Source organism: Paraglaciecola arctica BSs20135, from assembly GCF_000314995.1.
GTDB lineage: Bacteria > Pseudomonadota > Gammaproteobacteria > Enterobacterales > Alteromonadaceae > Paraglaciecola > Paraglaciecola arctica.
Genome location: NZ_BAEO01000018.1, coordinates 12,394 through 30,424 on the forward strand (window position 1 = coordinate 12,394; position 18,031 = coordinate 30,424).

Genomic DNA, 18,031 nt, shown 5'->3' on the forward strand with positions numbered 1-18,031 from the left:
TAACTACTCATTAAAGAATATGCGAACGATGTTAACAATTTGATTACAATAGAGCTCAGGTAAGACAGGACAACTTACTGGTTAATTTGGGACAGGGTGATAAAAGTCAGTTAAGCTAATAATAAATATGTGGAGATTGATAATGGACGCCAGCGTTACTCAAAACTTTACCCGCGCGATCATGCGACACTTAGAACAATTGGGTATTCAACTAAATCCGCAGCTTAAACAGCAAATCAACAAGTATGATGACGCGTCACGTTTGCCTATGGTATTGCAAGATGCATTATGGCAGAGCCTAGAAGACCAAAATGACAGTAGCCTTGGTCTTAATATTGGTTTGGCTATTCTGCCACAAAGTCTTGATACTATGGGGTTTTTACTTCTTAGTAGTCCTTCGTTAGGCGAAGCCGTTAACAGCTTGGTTGATTACTCTTCTTTGGTTGGTGAAGGGGGAGCTTTCAGCAAATCTCACAGCAAACAAGGCTGGAAACTTTGCTATGAAGCCAAGTTTACTGTTGCTGCATCACTTCGTATTGAAGCTATTCTGGCCAGTAGTGTCGCCAGCGCACGCTGGATATCGGGAAAAAATATCGCTCCAGTAGCCGTGTATTTGAAACATTCAAGACAAGCTGATTTAGCTTTGTACGATCGCGTATTTATGGGGGCTCAGATATATTTTGGGCATACTAAAAACGCTATTGTGTATACCGATGAAGACTGGAATTTTAAACAGCGGGAAGTCAACCCTGCCGTTCACACCCAAATGCTCGAACTTGCAAAACAACAGTTATCCCAGTTGCAGCCAAAAAACTTTCCTGCCAAGGTAATAGCATTGTTGACCCGACAACCATGGTTATCAAAAGCACAAGTAGCAAGCACCTTGGCCATTAGCGAACGCACGTTATCAAGAAAGTTATTGGCAGAAAATTTGAATTTTCAGTCAATTGTCCATGATATCAAAAAACAATATGCACTTGAGCAAGTTGTCAAAGCCAGCACGACTCAAGCAGGCTTGGCTGAATATCTTGGTTATCATGACGAAAGTGCTTTTGCCAAAGCTTTTAAACGCTGGACCGGCATGGGATTTCGCCAATATCGACTACATTATTGCAGCTAGTTTAACTGCAATGGTGGGGGCATCGCTCTAATTTTCTAAAACAACAGCTCGTCAAATGTTAACCACTACTAGGCTGCAGTTAATTAGCCTTAAGCACATCGATAATTTAGTAAGGGAAACCTTGAACATTAAGTCTAGTGCTATAAATACCTGCGCTTAAACAAGCGGCGTCGCCACATTGGCGTACCTTGCTACCGTCTAATGGATCCGTCAAACCTGTCACATATAAGGTACGGCCATCTTCGCCGCCAAAGGCAATGTTTGTGACTATGTGGATCCCAGGCACGGTTAATACTCCTATTTCATCATAGTTCTTATTTAAGACCACTACTAACTGATCGTCATTTCTAGTAGCTGATTTACGAGTGGTTGTGACATAAATATTGCCACTGCAATCCTTGCCTAAGCCATCAATAGGGGTATTCAGAATTTGTTTCGGTTTGGAGACTCGTCCCGACTTTAATTCAAATGCCCACAGCCCAGCAATGCCGCCAACGATCAATTGTTTTTGATCCAGTGACAAGGTTATACCATTTGGTTTATCCCGAAGAGCCGGAACTAACTCGGTCACTAGTGTTGGGTTAACCTTACCATCGGCACTAACGCGATAAATACGTTGACCAGGAACTTGAGAACCTGGTTCACCGCCTCCTTGAGTTAGAGTCACGTCAATATTAGAGGGAGTATTCCAGTTAGGGTCTGTGAAAAATATGGAGTTGTCATCAGCAATCGTTAGGTCGTTTGGTGAGTTAAAACGTTTATCTTCATAATGACTAACAATTGGCGTGATTTTTTTACTTTGCCAATCGATATAAACAATTGACCCGTCAAGCTGTCGGGTTGCAACTAAATTGTCTTTAGAATCGATCGCCAGTCCATTAGTACCAGCTAAGGTATCATCTAGCCACACTTGAGGCTTAGTGCCAGGAACCCAGCGCCAGATGGTACTCTGGTTAGATAAAATAAAACCCCGTTCGTTGGGTTGATGAGATCCTAAGTTTGAATAATACAATGCACCATCATGCCAAAGTGGACCTTCAACATTGTTTGTTCCTTGGTACACCAATGGGATATTTTGCTCTCGGGTTAAACTCACATCGCTCAGATCAAGTTGAACCTGATCTGAATTTGTTGAGCAATATTTAACATTGGCTGTATCAACTTGCTCGTCGTGAGCTGCCGCGACGAAATTGATCATAAACGAGGTGAATAAAAGTGAGAGCGGGAGTTTTTGACGGCTTAAAGCAATAACCTTAATTTTTGTTATTATTGAGCTTCTAATATTTCCTAACGTGGATGTTCCCATCAATTATTCCTTGTCTATTTTGTAAATTAAGATGTTATTTTGAAAAACTATCCTAAGCATCTGGTCATTATTTTGTTTAGTGAGTCAATCTACATTAAGTCATTTGTCATTTTCACGGCTATTTAATCTACATTGACTTAAAGACAAATACTACAGAGTCACGTTATGAATTTTTGTTATTCCCTTATTTATATTAAGAATTCAAAGCGGCAAAGTTTGCTATGTTTCAACTTCAAATTATTTATCTAGGTATTCAATGTAATCCACCCAAATATTTAGATCTATTTCACAATATTTACAGTGGATAATTTCTAAGTTATTACTATAAATTTCTATTCCACTGAAGTCCCAAAAAGCGCTATTGCTAGACCCAGAAGACCAAGAGCTGCGAACCCTGTTCCTTTATACGTGATGCCACTTTCTGAGTAACTTCCCTTTGCTGCTATAAACGCTTGAAGAGCATAATAAAGCGCAAAGGCACGTGATGCGTAACTTATTATCTCAAATATGCTCATCGCCCAAGTTAAGACTAATCCAATACTAACTAAGATGGCATAACCGGTTCTTGGGGTAATCCATCCTTTAGTCAGTTCCGCGATAAGGCCACCGGACCCGCCTGTGTCCGCAACCGCGGCACTGAACTGAGCACTTATTGCGGCAACAATCAAAAGCAACGGCAAAATTGGCGCAACTACCGCCATAAGGTCGATAATCGCGGTTTCACTTAACACTAAATTTTCAGGAATAAAAACGTAGCTTAGAAAAGCAATGTATATCATATAGATAGCTGTTGAGATCCATTGCGCCCATTGCATCGAGCGGATCCTCGTAAGGGGTTGGTATTCGTCTCCAAGATACCGAGATGTCTCAAATCCTTGTACTGTCACTAGCAAACCAGCGACCAGCGCAATTGCTTGCCAACCCGACACAGTGGCAGATCCTCTCACGAGTTCATGTGCGACAGCTTTGTCGATAAAGAACCATCCAAGTCCAAACAAAAGACCTGCAATGATTGAAAGTTTCACTCCGACTGTTATCTGTTCCATACGCTCCAGCGCTTGAAATCCTTTGGTCCACCCCACTATCAGTACTAAAACAAAGACGCCACTTGTCACTAGTTGCGCATGGAATGCATCGTTTAGCGACGTAAGACTGACAGCAAAGGATCCAAGTAGATTCAGATAATAAGCTACCGAAATAATGTATGCGAAGGCCAACGCCCAAGAAGAGAGTGTTTCAAGTTTCTCCTCGAAAACACTCCTTAAACCGCTATATGCAGCAAGCCTTACGATATTGAAGCGGATCGCCGCACCAAACAGGTAAGCAAAAATACATAGGGCAACCATAATTAGCGGCGCATATTGTCCGAACGACGCTACCAGAATTGGACCAAGTACTAAAAATCCACTACCAATAATTGAGGCTAAGGGGGTAATGGCCGCGCGCCAAAGCAAGGCATTGGCTACTTTGGGATAAAGTAACAACGCAGCAGTGGCAAGAGCCACCAGAATAATTAGGTAATTAAGCATTAAATGTATTAGCTTTTTGTCTTTTGCACACTTGTATAATGGAGTACAGGCAGGAAATGAAAAACAACATGGTGAGCGAATAATTTTTTTGAGGGGAGCAGTGCGGGAAGAGTAAGCGCTATAACTGACCTATGCAACTGGCGTTTGTTTTTAGTCTGTTTAGGACAGGTGAATTGCATGCTCTAATCGCCTATTCAAAGAATAGTCTCTATCACCAGATGGTATTGGGAGTGAATATAGTCGCTAACCGTTTGCGGTTTCATTATTAAAATCGATATATTTAACCTGGACTCTAGCTATTTAAGGGTAATTGTATTTCGACTTTCAGACCACCAGAGTGATGATTAGTGAGGGTTAATGTCCCGCCGTGTGATTTGACAATGGCTTCAGCAATACTCAGCCCTAAACCTATGCCCCCTGTATCGCCATTACGTGACTGTTCAAGTCGATAAAATGGCCGCAACACCGATTCTAACTGTTCTTGTGGTATACCTGTGCCGTTATCTATTATTGCTATTGAAGCGTAATCATTATTCGTTGAGATACTCACTTGTGCGGCATCTGCATATTTTATGGCGTTATCAATAATGTTCTGTAAACAACGGCGGATTTCAGTAGGGCGGCAGGTTAGGTTTGTCGAACTACCGTCATATTGATAACTGACTGGCAGGCCTTCATCGGCTAAATCCGAGCATAAACTTTCTACCAAAGCGTTAATGTTAACACTACGCATGGCTTCATTTGGATTCTGACCTCGTAAAAAGTCGAGTACTGACTGGATCATCTGCCGCATATCAGTGACTACTTTAAGCATGCCGATACGTTCATGTTCGTTTTCTAACAAATCACTTCTTAGCTGTAAGCGGGTCACTGCCGAACGTAAATCATGGGAAATGGCCGCCAACATTTCACTCTGGCTATTGAGCAGGTTGGCTAAACGTTCTTGCATAGTATTAAATGCCTTGGCCGCCATTGATATTTCTTTGGCGCCGCTTTCATCTAAGGGAGGATTGTTAATATCCATGCCTATGTGGTTCGCGGCATTGGCCAGCTTTTCAATAGGTGCTACGGTTTTTTGGATCAAATACCATGCAAGTATTAAGGCCACAACACCTTCAAGTAATATGTAGAAAATGACAGAATCCTGCAACAAAGACTGACTCTCTGGCAACACAGAATGAAAAGTGATCTTTTGCTCGTTGGCAAAGTTAATCTGGATAAGAACATCAAATCCTTGACGTAAAGTGGTACGCCTATCCAGTAGAGGAGTATTTTTAAAACTTCGAACACAGACTTGTGCATCAATATCTTGTAGTTTTGAAAATGCCTTGTCGAGCTTTGTGGAAATTTTTTCAGTAAAGTCATTTTGTTGGCAAGCGACTTCACTGATTGCAATAATATCTGGAAACAACGATAGAAACTGGGTTTCTGCGGCGGCTAAAATTTGCTGACGATCTTGCTGTGGAAAACTATAAGCTAAATCCACAATACCAATCACTCTATCAGCTAAATCTGTGGCTTCAGTGGACAAAACAACGTTGTCTCGGTTATGTTCGAAAATAATTAATGTGATCATTTGCGACAAAATAAACACAGTACATAAAATTAAAGTGGTACGGATTTTAAGACTCATTGACCGCCCATACTCACAATGTTTCTACATCACAAGTGAAGAGATATCCTGTTCCCCATGAAGTTTTTATAATCTCTGGTTTTTTGCCATCATCGCCTAATTTACGTCGTAGGCGGCTGACATGTGAGTCGATACTGCGATCAAAAGGGGTGCTATTTCTACCTTTGGTTAAATCCAATAATCTATCCCGTGATAACGGGATCCGCGGATTTTGTACAAAAGTTAATAATAATTGTGTCTCGCTGGTAGATAGTGGCGTACTTGTTCCTGTGGCATCGAAAATTTCCATTTGGCTAGGTTTGAAACTCATACCGGCGAATCGATACACGCCTTTTCCAGTTTGCACATGACCTGATTTGACTCGTCGCAGTACCGCTTTAATCCGCGCAATCAGCTCACGTCGCCCAAAGGGTTTTACAATATAATCATCAGCACCGAGCTCTAATCCGACGACTCGGTCAATTTCTTCATCTTTAGCGGTAAGCATGATAACGGGTGGCATATTTTGATCGGCGCAGAGTTGTCGACAAAGTTCAAAACCATCGGTGCCTGGCAACATGACATCAAGCAAAATTATATCGGGCTTTTTCTTGCTCATTATTTGCCACATATCTTCACCGTCAACTGCACTGCTGGCTGAGTAACCTTCGGCTTCCAGTAATTGCGAAACCAGTTCACGAATGTCCTGATTGTCATCAACAATCAATACGCTAGGTGATATCGATGGACTTGTTGGATTGATCATGTAGTGCCGGGATCCTTTGTGTTGTTATCTTTGAGCAGGCTGCAAGCTTTAACATACAACACAACCATTCAAAAACATATGCGCTGAACGCGTTGCGACACTTTTTTACACTTTTGACAATCTTTTGCAATGGTAACAATGCAAGAATTCGTGCACACACTTAGTTTTTAAAATTAAGGAGAAGATCATGTTGAAAACCATATTAGTGCAAATTTCACTGGTTATTATGTTGATGGCGGGCAGCCCTTTTTATGCCCAAGCCATAGAAAAAATGAGTGCGGCTGATTTACAAGCTGTTTGCCAAGCGTTTGATAATAACAGTGAGTCTATGACAATCGATAAGGATCAATCACTTTGTGCAATGTATCTCAAAGGTTATCTGGCTGGAGAGAAACTATACCGCGCCGAGAAAATACCTGCAGCGACCTTTCGACAAAAAGCATTAGAGTCTCGTGCTGGTGGATTATTAGAAAAATATCAATTAGCGGACGATGTTAGTTATTGCATTCCTAAGTCCTCAACCATTAAAGATATTGCCTTACTCATTAACAAGCAGAAACCTGCTAGCGATTCTTCAGCAGAAAGCTTGATAAAAAATGTATTAAAACAGAACTTTCAATGCAGCGAATAATGATAATAGCTATTCATCACTCAATGATTGTCCACCATTTATCCGCGGCATTAAAATTATTGCTTCAATCGAAAAATAGGGTGGGGATGTTATGAACAAACACACTATTAGTCTGTTTTGTATTCTTGCGGTTTTATGGTTGTTCAACTCAGGAATATATACGCCGCTACTATTAATACTGGGGTTAGTGTCTATTGGCTTTGTTATATGGCTTTCGTTACGTATGGGCATAATTGATGACGAATCCCAACCTTTACAGCTAAGCCGTAAATTACCCGCTTATTACTTTTGGCTTATCAAAAAAATTATCCAAAGCAATATTGATGTAGTGGTACTCGTCTGGCGTGGCAATGGCGCTATTAGCCCTTGTGTGGCGACCTTACCTATTGGACAACAAAGTGAAATAGCTAAAGTTATATATGCTAATTCGATCACCCTTACCCCCGGTACAGTGGCGATGAATATTGAAAATAATTCGGTGTTAATTCATTCATTAACGACTCACAGCATGGAAGAACTGAGAGAGGGTGACATGGCTCGTCAAGTCAGCCGGTTGGAGATGTAAATGTTAATTATGTTAGCGGTTGTATTGTTAACTGTGATGGTGATGGCATTAGCCAGAGCTTTGCTGGGACCCAGCATCTATGATCGCATTTTAGCGGTTAATTTGTTTGGCACTAAAACAGTGTTGTTAATTGCTGTTATGGGGTTTTTATTTGGTCGTCCTGATTTTCTTGATATTGCGCTGGTGTATGCGCTGATTAACTTTATTAGCATCATAGGTGTGTTGCGTTATTTCGAATATAGCGACAGCAAACGCATCGAAGGAGAGCCATGATGGAATTGCTTCTTGATTTGATATCGGCTGTCTGTTTTATTTTAGGAGCATTGCTCATATTGTCAGGTGGTGTTGGCATTCTGCGCTTTCCCGACTTTTTCACCCGTATGCATGCTGCAGGGATCACAGAAACCTTGGCAACCAGTCTGATCCTGATTGGATTAATGTTGATTGCCGGTTGGGGATTGGTGCTGTTCAAATTAGTGCTGATATTGTTATTTATTCTGCTCACTAGTCCTACAGCCAGCCATGCTTTGGCTAAGTCTGCGCTGCACGGAAAACTCAAACCTATTCTTCACAACGAGCATTCAAAATAGTTGCTCAGACGATAGTCTTTTTTAGCGATTTTAAGGAGAGATGAGATCTTACAGGTTTTCGATATTATATTGCTACTGCTCTTGGTTGTGACTGCCATTGCCATTGCGCGTACTACTGATCTCTTTGCTGCGGTGATGCTAAGTGGTATCTACGGATTAGTGTCAGCCAGTTTTTTTGTGGCGCTGGATGCCGTTGATGTTGCCTTTACTGAAGCTGCTGTAGGGGCGGGGATTTTTCCACTATTGATGCTGGTGGTGCTTGGCGTCACGGGACGTTATGAGAAAACCGCTTTAAAACCCCAAAAAGCTGCGCTTATGAAAAAAGTGGCTGTGGTTATTACTATGGTGATAACTGGAGGTTTATTGATATTAGGTACTATGGATATGCCGGCTTTTGGAGATCCCGAGGCTCCGGCGCAGCAACACGTCAATATTCGCTACATTGAGCAATCTCCAGAGGAGATTGGCATACCTAATATGGTTACTTCAGTTTTAGCCAGCTATCGTGGCTATGACACACTTGGGGAAGTCCTCGTTATATTTACTGCTGCTATGGGTGTCTTGGCTTTGTTTTCTAGCCAACTTTTTGTGACACGTAAATTATCAGTCAAGATTAAAAAAGACGATATGCATGATCACAACGTACTGCGGATTGTCAGCAAGATCTTGATCCCATTAATTTTATTGTTTGCTTTTTATGTGCAGTTTCATGGTGAGTATGGCCCTGGAGGTGGTTTCCAAGCGGGAGTTATCTTTGCGGCAGGGATTATTCTCTACACCATGCTGTATGGATTAGATAAGGCCAGACAAGTGATTAAACCCGGTGTTTTGCGAGTGCTTTGTGCCTTGGGTGTCTTTATCTATGGATGTACAGGTGTGGTTAGCATGTTGTCAGGGGGCAATTTCCTTGATTATTCGGTACTGGCTAGTGATCCGATTATCGGTCAACACCTTGGGATCTTGGTTATTGAATTGGGAGTTGGTATCACAATCGCCGCTGGGATGATTTTGATTTTCTTTGCCTTTTCTCATCAGGCTGAGTCTCAGCTAGGGGAGGAATAATGTTTTTTGACTTATACAATTATTGGATAGTCTTCGTTTTAATGATGATCGGTTTATATATGGTTATAAACCAAAGCAACCTGATTAAAAAATTGATTGGGCTGAATATTTTTCAAACATCGGTATTCATATTTTATATCAGTGTAGGCAAGGTAAACGGAGGTAGTGCACCGATTTTCTCGAGTACAGAAACCCTTTATTCTAATCCATTACCCCATGTACTTATCCTGACGGCTATTGTGGTCGGTATCGCCACCATGGCGCTAGCGTTGGCGCTGGTAGTCAGGATCAAAAAGGCTTACGGCACAGTGGAAGATTCTGAATTACAGGAGAAGGATCCCAAGTGTTAGATCATTTACCTATTTTACAAGTGATTGTGCCCTTGTTGGCTGCACCTGCTTGTCTGTTATTAAATAAACCCAGGATATCTTGGTTGTTTGCTTGTTTTGCAGCTGTGATTTCACTGCTAATCAGTGCCGCATTGCTGAATCAAGTGCAACATAGTGGTGTTATCAGTTACATGCTCGGTGGCTGGGAAGCCCCTTGGGGAATTGAATATCGTATTGATTTACTGTCAGCCTATGTATTACTGATAGTCAGCGCAATCGGCACTATTGTTTTGCTGGCCGCGAATACGGGTATCCGTAATGAAATTGATGAAGACAAACAAAGTCTATTTTATGTGCTGTATTTACTTTGTATGGCGGGTTTATTAGGTATTGTTGCTACAGGCGACATATTTAATGTGTTTGTGTTTTTAGAAATATCTTCACTGGCTACTTATGCATTAGTGGCTTTTGGCCGTGATCGCCGCGCGCTGCTGACGGCTTACCAATATTTAATTGTTGGTACTATAGGTGCCACCTTTTTGTTGATGGGTATAGGTTTGTTATATAGCTTAACCGGTACCTTAAATATGCAAGATATTGCTAATCGCCTGCCATTGGTTAGTGAAACCAGCACGGCTTATACCGCCTTTGTGTTTATGATTGTGGGTGTTGCGTTAAAGCTTGCTTTGTTTCCGCTGCATCTATGGCTACCCAATACTTATACTTATGCCCCTTCGATCGTTACCGCTTTTTTAGCGGCGACCGCTACAAAAGTCGCGATATATCTGTTGATCCGTTTGCATTTCTCAATCTTCGGAGATGATTTTGGTGGCGGTGTGATCCAGACCGTTTTTATCGCCCTTGGGCTGCTGAGTGTGTTTGTTGCTTCTACAGTTGCTATTAAGCAGCCGAACATAAAACGTTTATTTGCTTATTCCAGTGTCGCGCAAATTGGTTACATGATCATTGGTATCGGCATTGGTACTAGCCTTGGATTACAAGGAACCTTATTACATTTGTTTAATCATGCGTTGATGAAAGGGGCTTTGTTTCTAGCGCTGGCTGCTGTTGTTTACCGTATTGGAAGTACAGATCGCGCTTGTTTTAATGGCTTAGCTAAACATATGCCTTGGACTATGGCTGCGGTTGTTATTGCAGGCTTAAGTCTAATTGGTGTTCCTCTTACTGTCGGTTTTATCAGTAAATGGTATTTGGTACTCGCTAGTTTACAAAGTGGGCTTTGGCCGGTGGCATTACTGATAGTAATAGGCTCATTGTTGGCGGTTTATTATGTATGGACATTGGTAGAGAGTGCCTATTTTGGCAAAGCAGATCCCTCATTAAATTCAGCGTCCTCGCCACCCATCAAAGAAGCACCCTTAGGTCTACTGATCCCCTTGTGGATATTGGTATTAGCCAATGTGTATTTTGGAATAGACACACGACTTCCCCTAGAAGCCAGTGCTCAAGCGGCTAATATGCTGATGGGAGCAGGCCAATGAATTTATCTGCCGAAATGTTGATCCAGCTTATTATTCTATTACCTCTAGCGGCAGCTGCTGGGGTATTGGTAATGCATCGCCATCCTAATATCAGAGAGGCAATATCTTTAACCATAGCGGTTAGTGTTTTTATATTAGTTTACACCTTGTACCAGCAAATCATCAGCGGTCAAACGGCGATGGTGACTTGGACAACTATCCTACCTGGGCTCAGTATCAGTTTTAAAACCGAAGCATTAAGTGTGTTATTTGCGCTTATCGCTAGTTTCTTATGGATTGTCACTACCTTATATGCCATCGGTTATATGCGTAGCCACGAAGAACAAAATCAAACCCGATTCTATACGTTTTTTGCTATATCTATAGCGGCTGTAATGGCCATCGCATTTTCTGAAAACTTGTTCACTCTGTTTATCTTTTATGAAGTGCTGACACTGGCGACTTATCCGCTGGTCACTCACGCGGGCACTGAAAAAGCGCAGCAGGGTGGTAGAACTTATCTGCGGATATTACTCGGTACTTCTATTGTATTTTTCCTACCGGCGCTAATTGGCACTTGGGCGATTGCCGGTAATTTGTCCTTTACAGTTGGTGGCGTATTTGCTGATGACACCCCGTCATTATGGCTGGCTGTTTTGTTGGTGATGTTCGTTTTTGGTATTGGTAAGGCGGCCATGATGCCTTTCCATCGTTGGTTACCAGCAGCTATGGTGGCACCAACACCGGTTAGTGCATTGTTACATGCGGTAGCCGTAGTGAAGGCTGGTGTATTTACGTTAATGAAAACAGTGGTGTTTATATTTGGAATGGATAATGTGGGAGAGCTAATTACTACAGACTTCCTACTATATCTGGCCGCCTTTACGATTTTAGCCTCTTCTTTAATTGCGATGCGCCAAGACAATCTAAAAGCCCGCTTGGCGTATTCAACCATTAGTCAGCTCGCTTATATTAGTTTGGGCGTATTGCTGGCAACCGAGGCCGGTTTAATCGGCAGTAGTATGCATATTGCTATGCACGCTTTTGGCAAGATCACTTTGTTCTTTTGTGCCGGTGCTATTTTGGTGGTCAGCCATAAAACTGAAATCAGTCAAATGGCGGGACTAGGCCGTAAAATGCCGATTACTATGATTGCGTTTTTTATTGCTTCTTTAAGTATTATTGGCTTGCCGCCTACTGGCGGAAGTTGGAGCAAATATTATTTATTACTCGGCACTTTAGAAACCGAACATTGGGTATTAATGGCGGTATTGATGATTAGTTCATTACTCAATATTGCTTACTTGTTGCCTATTCCAATTCGTGGGTTTTTCCCTGGGAAACAGGCGACGTCTCAAGCTGGTGATGCACCCGAAAAAATCCAAGAAGCACCGCTGCCTGCGCTTATTGCAATAATCATTACCACTTTGGGTTGTCTCGTGTTGTTCTTTTACCCACAACCCTTGTTTGAGCTGGCGAAGATGGTTGGAGTCGCATCATGAAAACAGAAAAACAGTATTTATTTGATAACCCCAAAAACATAAAAAGAGTGCTGCACGGCTTGTATATCTGTTGTGCATTGTTGGTCGTTCTCGATTTTGTAATAAACCGTAAGGTTTATCATAGCTGGGAAAACCTCTGGGCCTTTTACCCTATCTACGGTTTTGTTGGCTGTGTGGTATTAGTATTTGTTGCCAGATGGATGCGGGTATTACTGATGCGCGACGAAGATTATTACGATCCGCCAGAATCAACAGAAGTGTCAGAATCATCCGAAGGAGATAAACATGTTCGGGACTGAAATGGCTCCTTTTGTGATATTTTTTGTAGCTGCATTGCTTGCTGCCGTAACTCATGGTTGGCTGCGCGGAGCAATTATGCTTGCCGCTCCTATTCTGGGTGCCATTAACTTATGGATGACGTCAGAAGGCAGTTATTGGGGAGTATCTCTACTCGACTTTGAACTGAATATATTGCGTGTTGATAGGTTGGCCATATTGTTTGGTTATCTATTCCATCTCGCTGCATTTATTGCCATTGTGTATTCATTACACTTACGCGATCGCATGCAACAAACCGCCAGTATGTTGTACGCAGGGAGTGCTTTAGGGGCAGTTTTTGCTGGTGATTTGTTAACGCTCTTTGTGTTTTGGGAATTACTGGCGATCACCTCGGTATTTCTGATTTGGGCAAGGCGTACTACTCAATCTTATCACGCAGGTATGCGGTATTTATTGTTTCAAGTGATATCAGGTTTGCTGTTGCTAGGAGGCATTATTGCCTACGCTCATTTTTCTGGCTCGATCGTTTTTGACGAAATCGGTTTATCAGGTTTACATGGTTGGTTAATATTTATTGCTTTGGGCATTAAATGCGGCTTTCCATTTTTGCATAATTGGCTAACTGATGGATACCCAGAAGCCACTCCCACAGGTACGGTTTTTCTTAGCGCCTTTACCACTAAAGTGGCGATTTATGCCTTAGCTCGTGGTTACCCTGGTACCGAATTGCTGGTGTATATCGGTGCGGCTATGACTTGTTTCCCAATATTCTTTGCCGTTATCGAAAATGACTTACGTCGCGTGTTGGCCTACAGCCTAATCAATCAGCTCGGTTTTATGGTGGTGGGTATTGGTATTGGTACCGCGCTGGCGATTAATGGTGCCGTGGCCCACGCCTTTAACGATGTTATTTTTAAAGGCTTGTTGTTTATGTCTATGGGCGCAGTTCTGCATGTTACCGGTAAAATTAACGGTTCTGAACTGGGGGGGTTGTACAAGACCATGCCCAAAACCACTATTTTGTGCATCATTGGCGCAGCATCGATTTCGGCCTTCCCGCTGTTTAGTGGTTTTGTGAGTAAATCGATGATCATGAGTGCTGCTTTGAATAATGATCATACATGGGTGTGGTTAATGTTGCTGTTCGCCTCGGCAGGGGTGTTCCATCATGCAGGGATTAAAATTCCCTACTTTGCTTTCTTTGCCCATGACTCTGGTATACGTGCCAAAGAGCCGCCGCTTAATATGTTATTAGCCATGACAATTGCGGCAACCTTGTGTATTACCATAGGTATTTTCCCTGATTTATTGTATCAATTATTACCATACGATATGGATTACAACCCTTACGATGCCACACACGTGTTAGCACAAACTCAATTGCTATTTTTCTCGGCTCTGGCATTTGTATGGCTAAATTTATACAAAATGTATCCGCCAGAATTAAAATCTGTGAATCTGGAAGTGGATTGGTTATACCGTCGTTTAATACCACGGACACTGCAACGGTTAGCGGATGTTAAAGATGTTTGTGTACAACAAATGAGTAGAGTGAGTGCGCGTCATCTGCCGCAATTGACAAATTACTTATCGAAATATTATGCCCCTCAGGGAATATTAGCTAAAACATCCTCTACTGGCACAGCTGTTATGTGGATAATGTTAATGCTGCTAGCTTATCTGTTGATCAGCTTATATTAACCTGAACTTGGAGTCATAAAGTCCAACATCTTGGTTGAACTTGTTCTCATTAGCTCGATATTGAGAACAAGTTCGTTTTGATAAACGCGATAGTATCAGCACTCAAAACATTCATTGTCCTAGTTAATCAATAATAACTTTCTAACAAACTTTTTTGTCTAAATTACTTTTAAGAATGCGCTACTGAGTAGCCTGAGCTCAGGTTACGATAATACCAAGGGTCTTATTACAGTGGCGGGGAAATCATGATTTTGGTATATTCTAGTAAAAGTAGCTATTTTTATGGAAGTCTATTTAACCTGAACTTGGGTTAAAACGTGCCGCTGCCTCTGAAGTAACTATAAAATATACTGCCTAAAAAACGTGTAAAGGGATTAAATCCTATGTTGCACACAACTTCTCTAATATCTGTTTTTCCCGCGTATTATAATAACCCTAATAGGTGTTTGTTTTTATTCTGGATGAAGTGATTACGATTGATATTATTTTCTAGATAGTTGCATCATAAAGGATGCTAGAAATATAGGAGTTTTATACTAGCTAGCAAATTACTAATTAAATGAATAACTTATGGACCAGTATAAAAAGGGCACCAATGAGTAGGATGTAAACTATTAGATATTTTATATGGAGGACAAATATTAATGGCGATTGATCTCACTAGTCAATTTATTTTTGCAGGTTCAGTACTGGCACTGTTATGTATTTTTGCCAGTATCCTGTCTCGGCGTTTTGGCGCTCCTTTGTTACTTGTATTTCTTATTCTTGGCATGTTGGCTGGAGAAGATGGTCCAGGAGGACTTATTTTTAATGACTTTTCCCTAGCCTTTCTTTTGGGAAATTTAGCCTTAGCTATCATCATATTTGATGGTGGATTAGGCACTCGTAAAAGTACTTTTAGAGTCAGTCTTAAACCAGCATTGTCGTTAGCTACAGTGGGAGTGTTTGTTACAGCTACTATCACAGGGGTGTTCGCTCATTGGTTATTGGACTTATCTTGGCAAGAAGGGTTACTGATTGGTGCAATTGTCGGATCTACCGATGCTGCCGCAGTGTTTGGTCTTTTACGAACCGCAGGGTTGAACCTCAAAGAACGAGCCGGTGCAACATTGGAAATCGAGTCCGGTAGTAATGATCCTATGGCTATATTCCTTACCATTGCCATGGTTCATCTTCTTGTACAAGACAGCAGCAACCCAGGCTGGTCTTTTTTAGCTGAGTTTGTGCAACAAATTGGACTGGGCAGTATCATCGGTCTTGCTGGTGGTTATCTACTTACTCAATTGTTAAAACGACTTAATTTACCTAGTGCTCTTTATCCATTGCTTGCCTTAGCTGGTGGTTTAAGTGTATTTGGATTGGCTAATCTTTTAGGGGGCAGTGGTTTTCTTGCTATTTATTTAGTGGGGGTGTGGGTTGGCAATGCACCATTACCTTATGGCAACGACATTCATCGCTTTCACGATGGAATAGCTTGGTTAAGTCAAATAGGGATGTTTTTAATGCTGGGATTATTGATCACCCCCAGCCACTTGCCTCCCATCATCCTTCCGGCCTTTGCTATTGCGGCTGTGCTTATTTTTGTAGCTAGACCTGTTGCGGTATTGTTATCGCTGTTGCCTTTTCGTTTCCCTTGGCGGGAACAGGTTTTTGTAGGCTGGTGCGGCCTACGGGGAGCGGTGCCGATCATTCTTGCATTATTCCCATCACTTGCCGGAATGGAACATACCGCTATCTATTTTGAGCTGGTTTTCTTTGTGGTCTTGGTATCGTTATTACTGCAAGGCTGGACTATTGCACCTATGGCAAGATGGTTAGGCATCGATCTCCCTCCTATTCCCCATGATCCAACCCATTTGTCATTAACGGTTTCAACTGAGCAACAAAAGGAACTGCTCATTTATGAAATGGCTGAAAATACCCCAGTACTCGGAATGAATCAGCAGCAATTACCCACTATGCAGGGGGCACAGGTTGTGGGGATCATTCGTCAAGGTGTGTTGGTTGAAGAGACCTCTGAACAAATATTGAGGCTTAATGATCAACTGCTGATATTGGCGTTGTCTGACACCACAACGTCCCTCAATAACTCCTATGCTTCGCCACGAACAGCGACTAATCAAGAAATGCAGTCATATTTAGGGACATTTGTCATCAATCCGGATACAAGGTTACAAGACTTATCTTGGGCTTATGGTTTTGAAGTCAGAGAAGACTTACTAGACACTACTATTGCTGATTACATTGAAAATAAGTTTTATGGTAAACCAGTGGTAGGTGACCGAGTGCAGTTTGGTGCGGTAAAATTTGTGGTTAGAGAGCTAGTAAAAGGAAAAATTACCGTTGTAGGTTTAAAACTAAGTTCTTGAGTGGATGACTTATGTTAGTAATGCATAAGTCATCGATGCATCCGAGGCATGGGTAAAGCAAAAACGCTGCTAGGCTACGCATAACCTTAATAAGGTACCGTTGTGCCCACAGCCCCGTTCCTCAATCAATCCAAGCCATTTGCATACATAAAATAGATATTGAAGATTTTGAGCGAGACTCAAAATCTTATTATGGGTGGCTTGTTAAAAACTGCTTCTTATTTTAATCATTCTCTGCCATTAAGGCGGTAATTTTTGGCTCTATTGCCTCAGCCCAAACCTGATATTGGTCTTTATTGGGGTGCAGTAAATCTTTCATTACAGATTTACTTAAATTACCTTTTTCATCCAGAAATATGTGATTAATGTCTAAATAGTGAACACGTGCGCCATCATCAAAATCTTTAATAATAAGATTAATTTCATCATTTATTTTACGTAACGGATCATCAACCGTGGCGCCACGAGGAAATATTGCCAATAACAAAACTTTGGTGTTTGGCAACTTAGTCTCTAGGGACTCAATAATTTTTTTAATACCGAGCGCTGTATCTTTTGGAGCATCTTGCCTTTGCCCAGTGTTATTTGTACCTATCATTAATACCAATAATTTAGGATCAATATTTGCAACTTCACCATTTTGTAAACGCCATAAGACGTTTTCAGTTCTGTCAGCACTAAAACCTAAGTTTAGTGCATTGCGCTTAGCATAATATTGTTGCCAAACCTGTGGAGCTTTAGTTTCCCAATAGTGTGTAATTGAATCGCCTAAAAAAACCAAGTCAACTTTTCCCATTTGCTCTTTTAATAGTAATTTTTCCTCATGGCGAGGCATCCACCATTCTGTTGCCGCTTTATTGGTAGGTACAATAGACGCAGGTTCATTTGCCGATACCGATGATGCACAACAAGCAAACATCAGCGCAAAAATTAAAACGATATTTTTCATAATATTTCCTATTTTTTGTTAAGTCTAATCTGAATAATCTGTGTTTAACCAGTAAAACTTTGTATTATAATGGAAAAAGAAAGCCAGAGTAGACTGCGATGGGCACAATACAGTCACAAGCCTTTCGAATTTACATAGACCGAATTTACATAGACAGCCATCGCAACGCGCCAAAATAAATACCACCCTGAAAGTTCAAGACACACCAATATTAAACTACATATTCACGACCTCATTAAA

17 protein-coding genes are annotated in these 18,031 nt (G+C 41.5%); 12 read left to right on the forward strand and 5 right to left on the reverse strand.

Annotated features, from left to right (window positions below):
* Positions 1-142 precede the first annotated feature (142 nt).
* The gene (locus GARC_RS07260; RefSeq protein ID WP_007618370.1) at positions 143-1,120 is read left to right on the forward strand and encodes an AraC family transcriptional regulator; all 978 of its coding nucleotides are present in this window, start codon (positions 143-145) and stop codon (positions 1,118-1,120) included.
* A gap of 106 nt (positions 1,121-1,226) precedes the next feature.
* Here the strand turns inward: GARC_RS07260 and GARC_RS07265 are convergent, their stop codons facing one another.
* From GARC_RS07265 to GARC_RS07280, 4 genes are all read right to left on the reverse strand, one after another.
* On the reverse strand, positions 1,227-2,426 hold the full coding sequence (locus tag GARC_RS07265) for an SMP-30/gluconolactonase/LRE family protein (protein WP_226989077.1): 1,200 nt from the start codon (positions 2,424-2,426) through the stop codon (positions 1,227-1,229).
* Between the two features lie 332 nt (positions 2,427-2,758).
* On the reverse strand, positions 2,759-3,955 hold the full coding sequence (locus GARC_RS07270) for an APC family permease (RefSeq protein ID WP_007618374.1): 1,197 nt from the start codon (positions 3,953-3,955) through the stop codon (positions 2,759-2,761).
* Between the two features lie 292 nt (positions 3,956-4,247).
* The gene (locus GARC_RS25875; protein ID WP_007618376.1) at positions 4,248-5,588 is read right to left on the reverse strand and encodes a sensor histidine kinase; all 1,341 of its coding nucleotides are present in this window, start codon (positions 5,586-5,588) and stop codon (positions 4,248-4,250) included.
* A 13-nt stretch (positions 5,589-5,601) separates the two neighbouring features.
* On the reverse strand, positions 5,602-6,333 hold the full coding sequence (locus GARC_RS07280) for a response regulator transcription factor (protein WP_007618378.1): 732 nt from the start codon (positions 6,331-6,333) through the stop codon (positions 5,602-5,604).
* A gap of 187 nt (positions 6,334-6,520) precedes the next feature.
* Here GARC_RS07280 and GARC_RS07285 point away from each other — a divergent pair, with 187 nt between their 5' ends.
* The 11 genes from GARC_RS07285 to GARC_RS07335 all read left to right on the forward strand — a co-directional run bounded on the left by GARC_RS07285 (position 6,521) and on the right by GARC_RS07335 (position 16,842).
* Complete coding sequence (locus GARC_RS07285) at positions 6,521-6,964, forward strand: Rap1a/Tai family immunity protein (protein ID WP_007618379.1); 444 nt, start codon at positions 6,521-6,523, stop codon at positions 6,962-6,964.
* 91 nt (positions 6,965-7,055) lie between these two features.
* A complete protein-coding gene (locus GARC_RS07290; RefSeq protein ID WP_007618380.1) occupies positions 7,056-7,529 on the forward strand; it encodes a Na+/H+ antiporter subunit E in 474 nt (157 codons plus the stop codon).
* Positions 7,530-7,802 carry a monovalent cation/H+ antiporter complex subunit F gene (locus GARC_RS07295; RefSeq protein WP_007618381.1) on the forward strand — a complete coding sequence of 91 codons (273 nt, stop codon included), beginning with the start codon at positions 7,530-7,532 and terminating at the stop codon, positions 7,800-7,802.
* Positions 7,799-8,119, forward strand: a complete 321-nt coding sequence (gene mnhG / locus GARC_RS07300) for a monovalent cation/H(+) antiporter subunit G (protein ID WP_226989078.1) — start codon at positions 7,799-7,801, stop codon at positions 8,117-8,119. Before GARC_RS07295 ends, mnhG begins: the two co-directional genes overlap by 4 nt.
* Positions 8,120-8,164: 45 nt before the next feature.
* Positions 8,165-9,181, forward strand: a complete 1,017-nt coding sequence (locus GARC_RS07305; RefSeq protein ID WP_081587518.1) for a Na(+)/H(+) antiporter subunit B — start codon at positions 8,165-8,167, stop codon at positions 9,179-9,181.
* A complete protein-coding gene (locus GARC_RS07310; RefSeq protein WP_039989045.1) occupies positions 9,181-9,531 on the forward strand; it encodes a cation:proton antiporter subunit C in 351 nt (116 codons plus the stop codon). The genes GARC_RS07305 and GARC_RS07310 overlap by 1 nt, the downstream gene beginning before the upstream one ends.
* Positions 9,525-11,012, forward strand: a complete 1,488-nt coding sequence (locus tag GARC_RS07315; RefSeq protein ID WP_007618395.1) for a monovalent cation/H+ antiporter subunit D family protein — start codon at positions 9,525-9,527, stop codon at positions 11,010-11,012. The genes GARC_RS07310 and GARC_RS07315 overlap by 7 nt, the downstream gene beginning before the upstream one ends.
* On the forward strand, positions 11,009-12,493 hold the full coding sequence (locus GARC_RS07320; protein ID WP_007618397.1) for a proton-conducting transporter transmembrane domain-containing protein: 1,485 nt from the start codon (positions 11,009-11,011) through the stop codon (positions 12,491-12,493). Before GARC_RS07315 ends, GARC_RS07320 begins: the two co-directional genes overlap by 4 nt.
* A complete protein-coding gene (locus GARC_RS07325; protein WP_007618398.1) occupies positions 12,490-12,792 on the forward strand; it encodes a hypothetical protein in 303 nt (100 codons plus the stop codon). The genes GARC_RS07320 and GARC_RS07325 overlap by 4 nt, the downstream gene beginning before the upstream one ends.
* Positions 12,779-14,473 (forward strand): Na(+)/H(+) antiporter subunit D, encoded by a 1,695-nt coding sequence (locus tag GARC_RS07330; RefSeq protein WP_007618400.1) that lies wholly within the window; start codon positions 12,779-12,781, stop codon positions 14,471-14,473. The genes GARC_RS07325 and GARC_RS07330 overlap by 14 nt, the downstream gene beginning before the upstream one ends.
* A gap of 644 nt (positions 14,474-15,117) precedes the next feature.
* Positions 15,118-16,842: a potassium/proton antiporter gene (locus tag GARC_RS07335; RefSeq protein WP_007618407.1), complete on the forward strand. Its 1,725-nt coding sequence runs from the start codon at positions 15,118-15,120 to the stop codon at positions 16,840-16,842.
* Positions 16,843-17,065: 223 nt separating this feature from the next.
* On the opposite strand, the gene GARC_RS07340 is transcribed toward GARC_RS07335, so the two are convergent.
* Positions 17,066-17,791, reverse strand: coding sequence for a platelet-activating factor acetylhydrolase IB subunit (locus tag GARC_RS07340; RefSeq protein WP_007618409.1), 726 nt, complete (start codon positions 17,789-17,791; stop codon positions 17,066-17,068).
* Positions 17,792-18,031: the final 240 nt, after the last annotated feature.

Coding starts and splice junctions, on each gene's coding strand:
- GARC_RS07260 (WP_007618370.1), top strand. CDS start 143: ATGGACGCCAGCGTTACTCAAAACTTTACCCGCGCGATCATGCGACAC.
- GARC_RS07265 (WP_226989077.1), bottom strand. CDS start 2,426: ATGGGAACATCCACGTTAGGAAATATTAGAAGCTCAATAATAACAAAA.
- GARC_RS07270 (WP_007618374.1), bottom strand. CDS start 3,955: ATGCTTAATTACCTAATTATTCTGGTGGCTCTTGCCACTGCTGCGTTG.
- GARC_RS25875 (WP_007618376.1), bottom strand. CDS start 5,588: ATGAGTCTTAAAATCCGTACCACTTTAATTTTATGTACTGTGTTTATT.
- GARC_RS07280 (WP_007618378.1), bottom strand. CDS start 6,333: ATGATCAATCCAACAAGTCCATCGATATCACCTAGCGTATTGATTGTT.
- GARC_RS07285 (WP_007618379.1), top strand. CDS start 6,521: ATGTTGAAAACCATATTAGTGCAAATTTCACTGGTTATTATGTTGATG.
- GARC_RS07290 (WP_007618380.1), top strand. CDS start 7,056: ATGAACAAACACACTATTAGTCTGTTTTGTATTCTTGCGGTTTTATGG.
- GARC_RS07295 (WP_007618381.1), top strand. CDS start 7,530: ATGTTAATTATGTTAGCGGTTGTATTGTTAACTGTGATGGTGATGGCA.
- mnhG (WP_226989078.1), top strand. CDS start 7,799: ATGATGGAATTGCTTCTTGATTTGATATCGGCTGTCTGTTTTATTTTA.
- GARC_RS07310 (WP_039989045.1), top strand. CDS start 9,181: ATGTTTTTTGACTTATACAATTATTGGATAGTCTTCGTTTTAATGATG.
- GARC_RS07320 (WP_007618397.1), top strand. CDS start 11,009: ATGAATTTATCTGCCGAAATGTTGATCCAGCTTATTATTCTATTACCT.
- GARC_RS07325 (WP_007618398.1), top strand. CDS start 12,490: ATGAAAACAGAAAAACAGTATTTATTTGATAACCCCAAAAACATAAAA.
- GARC_RS07330 (WP_007618400.1), top strand. CDS start 12,779: ATGTTCGGGACTGAAATGGCTCCTTTTGTGATATTTTTTGTAGCTGCA.
- GARC_RS07335 (WP_007618407.1), top strand. CDS start 15,118: ATGGCGATTGATCTCACTAGTCAATTTATTTTTGCAGGTTCAGTACTG.
- GARC_RS07340 (WP_007618409.1), bottom strand. CDS start 17,791: ATGAAAAATATCGTTTTAATTTTTGCGCTGATGTTTGCTTGTTGTGCA.